General features: G+C 60.6%; 2 pseudogenes. One reads left to right on the top strand and one right to left on the bottom strand.

Features of this window, described 5'->3' with window-relative positions:
• Positions 1-99 precede the first annotated feature (99 nt).
• Positions 100-875 (bottom strand): annotated as a pseudogene (locus tag EP26_RS30000) (IS3 family transposase); the annotation flags it as partial.
• A 582-nt stretch (positions 876-1,457) separates the two neighbouring features.
• Here EP26_RS30000 and EP26_RS29990 point away from each other — a divergent pair.
• Positions 1,458-3,867: pseudogene (locus EP26_RS29990) on the top strand (hypothetical protein); the annotation flags it as partial.

Genomic DNA, 3,867 nt, shown 5'->3' with positions numbered 1-3,867 from the left:
CCGAGACCTGGAATTGGTTCACCAGTCAGCCCGAACGCATCACCGCCATCGCATCACGACCATGGGCACAGGTCACTCAATGAGGCCAGGCGTATAAGCCGAGCCGAGCTGCCGCGCCACCCGGATGGCCAGCGCCTCGCGGGTGAACTCGTCGACCACGCAGAGCAGGCGGAACTTACGCCCGTCTCGGGTACGATCCTCGACGAAGTCGTAGGCCCACACGTGATTGGGGCGCGCCGGCCGCAGCCGGATGCAGGAGTTGTCGTTGAGCCAGAGGCGGCTGCGCTTCGGCTGCCGCGGCGGCACCTTCAGCCCTTCTTGCCGCCAGATGCGCTCAACCCGCTTGGGATCGGTGCACCAGCCCGCCACCCGCAACAGCGCCGTAACTCGGCGGTAGCCATACCGCCCATACAGCTTGGCCAGGGCGATGATCTCGTCGCGCAGCGCCGCTTCGTCGTCCGGCCTGCTCGGCGCCTTGCGCTGCGTCGAGCGATGCTGACCCAGCACCTTGCAGGCAAGCCGTTCCGAGATGCCCAGCTTGGTCGTGACATGCCCAACGCAGGCCCGACGACACGCGGCGCTCAGAAGTTTCCCGACGGTGCGGGGCAGTGCCCCGCACCCTTCAGAATGACCTTCTCCAGCGCCAAGTCCGCCACCGCCTTGCGCAGCCGGGCATTCTCCGCCTCGAGCTGCTTCAGCCGTTTCACCTGATCGAGTTTCAACCCGCCGTATTCCGCCCGCCAGCGATAGTAGGTCGGCTCCGTTACCCCGATCACCCGAACCGCCTCGGCCACTGGCTTGCCCTGTGCCGTTAGCACCTCAACTTGCCGCAGTTTAGCGATGATCTGCTCCGGTGTGCTCCGCTTCCCTGCTATGGCCGTCCCTTCCGTGATCGCACCGGCTTCTCACAGCCGGCGGACTACTTCTAGGGGGGCAGGCCAGTTGCGGTGATCTCTACCGCAGTCGGCTGTCTCATCGAACCGTGCCGCACCCTAGTCACAACTGTAATGTTAGTGTTGCTGCTTGAATACGAAACTCTATTTGCAGAAAAATAGGACAAAATGTTGCCATTTGAATAAATTCATTTTGATTTATATTGGCGTTTAGGCAAATAGTTTATTTGCTTGCAACAATTTCGTTGCGATATTTTAACCGTCACGGCTAAGCTCGGTATTACTGCCTATTCGTTTTATGGTCGGATGCGCGATTTATATTACATCTATCTTAAATGATCTGCTGTTAGATTCTACACGTTCTTTGTCATAACGTCTCCGACCTATCCGTCAGCAACTCTGCTCGGCGACCCCGCTGTCGTCCAAGAGCATTCAAAATCTCCCGTTGCAAACTACAGACGGCAGAAGCAACCCAGGCAGCGTTCGTCAACAGGTTGGTAACGGTTTAAGTTCTATTAGTCGATAAGGTGATTTTTAACTCCCACAATTCCCGTTGAGGTATGCATGTCTGGCTCCATCAGCTCGCCCGCTCTCGCGCCACTCGGCGCTGGCGATATTGCGAGCCTCACCTTCCAAAATGCGGGTGCAGCTCGTCTTCAGGGCGGAATAACCACCTTTGGCCAGAGCTTCGTGCAGGGTGAGTTGCGCCCTGGCGGCAGTCTAGTCGCGCGCATCGGCGACAAACTTGTTCCGGTTCAGTTTGATGTCAAGACCACCTACACGGACGGCTCGGTGAAAATGGCCGTGCTGTCAGTCGAACGGCCGGACCTTATGGCTGGTACCAAGGTCGATGTAGTGCTCGCCCGAGCACCCGATGGCGCGGTCGGGACCGGTCCGGCACTCGATATCGGACAGGCGATCAACGCGCATTCCTTCGTGGTGGAGCTAGAAGTCGTAGGGCACGCCCCCCAGCAGATCGACGTGCTGGCGGAACTGCAGAAGGCTCTGGTTAGCGGCGCCGCCTCCTTCTGGCAACATGGCGGGCTAGCCACTCAGGCACGTGTCGAGCTCCCGCTCCAGAACTCGCAACGTCTCGTCTTCGACGTCACAGTTTACAAGGATGGCGGCCTGTCGGTCGATGCCATGTTTAACAACGACCGTGCTATGGAAGCCGTCGGGGGCCGGGTAGATTTCACTGCGGTCGCGCGCCTCGATGGCGCCGTGGTAATGCGTGAGACAGTAAGCCAGGGACAGTATCAGAACTGGCATCGTGAATTCTCGAGCAATGGGCTTGATGGCGGGCAGGGGCTGGGAAGCTCGACTTCGGGCTGGTTGAACATTCAGCACGACGTGGCGCGGCTGTCGAAGATCGGGGCAGTGCCCGAGTATGACCTGACGCTTGACGCACCGGTGACGCTGCTCGACCGCTGGACGCAACAGATGGCGGGAGACGGGTGGGGCGATCCACTGGCGGCGAACGGCATCCTGCAAACGATGGGCAATGCGGGCGGGCGGCCAGAGATCGGGATCCTCACGCAGGCCAATAGCACCTGGCTGCTGACGCAGGATGCGCGCGCCGCAGCTTATGCCATGGACCAGGCGGATGTGTCGGGCGCGGTGCCTTGGAACTACTACAGCGCTGCCACTGGCACTTGGCTGAACCCGACAGATTATCCTCACCTATGGATGGATGGGCGCGGCGGCGTTGGCACCGCCGGCAATCTCAATGCGACCGGACCGACCCAGCTCGCGGACATCCTGTCCGGTTGGAAGCCAGCCAACTCGCACCAGCCCGAATTTTCGTTCGTGCCTTACATCCTGACCGGTGAGCGCTGGTTGCTGGACAACCTCCAGGCTCAGGCTGGCTACAATCTCACCTCGGTTTGGCCCTATACCCGCGGTGCTGACGGCTTCATCATAGCCAACCAGCAGGTCCGCGCCTCGGCCTGGGGCATGCGCGAGATCGAGAACGCACTCTGGTCCACGCCTGACGGTACGCCAGAGAAGGCTTGGTTGCAGAAGGCCTCGGACGCCAACTGGAAGTGGCTCGTTTCTAAAATTCCCGAATGGACCGTCATGCAGGGTGAGGCGCATGGCTGGCTGCCAGGATCCTACGGCGTCGCAGGCGCTATGCCGCCGTGGCAACAGGACTTTTTCGCCTCAACAGTGATCTCCGCAGCCTCGCGGGGCAATGCCGATGCGATGAACTATTTGAATTGGGCGAAGAACTTTCTGATCGGTCGATTCGGTGCGGAGGAAAAGGGCTTCAGCTTCTTTGACGGCGCGACGAACCTGCTCGCCATTAGCGATCCGAGTACCAACCGTGTCTACACCACTTGGGCAGAGATCGGCCTCAAAACGGCAGCACAGAACTGGTCTAACGGCGACGGCTGGTCGCAGAGCCAGGGCTATTACGGCCGCCTCGCGATGTCGACGCTCGCCGGCATCTACCTGCTGACCGGCGATGAAGCCGCCGCCCAGGCCTACCGCTCTCTCGCCGCGGAGAGCCCTCCCTTCACTAGCGCCGACTACTTCGCCTCTGAATCTCAGTTCGCCGTCACTATCCCCGGCATCTATGGTGGTACGGTTGTCGGCGCCGAAGGCAATGACACAATCATCCTGCGCAATCCAGCCGCCAAACTTAATGCTGACCTTGGCACGGGTGCAGACTCTCTTAAGCTCGCTGATGGCGGCAACAGCGGAAGCATCGCCAATGCGGAGACCATCACCGGCGGAAGCGGTAGCGAGAACATCACGCTGAAGGGCGTCATTCAGGACGTCCATGTCGATCTGTCCGGCGGACTCGACCGCCTCGTCCTCGTCTCCGCCGAGCTGAACTCCCTTACGGTTAGCAACACCGAAACCATCATCGGCGGCGTCGGCGCCGACACCATCACCCTCGGCACCACAGCCAGCAACACCACCATCGATCTCGGTGGCGGCGCCGACCGGCTCGTTCTCTCCTCCGCCGGGC

Origin of the sequence: Belnapia moabensis DSM 16746 (assembly GCF_000745835.1) — a bacterium.
Classification (GTDB): Bacteria; Pseudomonadota; Alphaproteobacteria; order Acetobacterales; family Acetobacteraceae; genus Belnapia; species Belnapia moabensis.
Note: the sequence above shows the minus strand (reverse complement) of the source record. Positions and strands in the feature narration are given on the sequence as shown.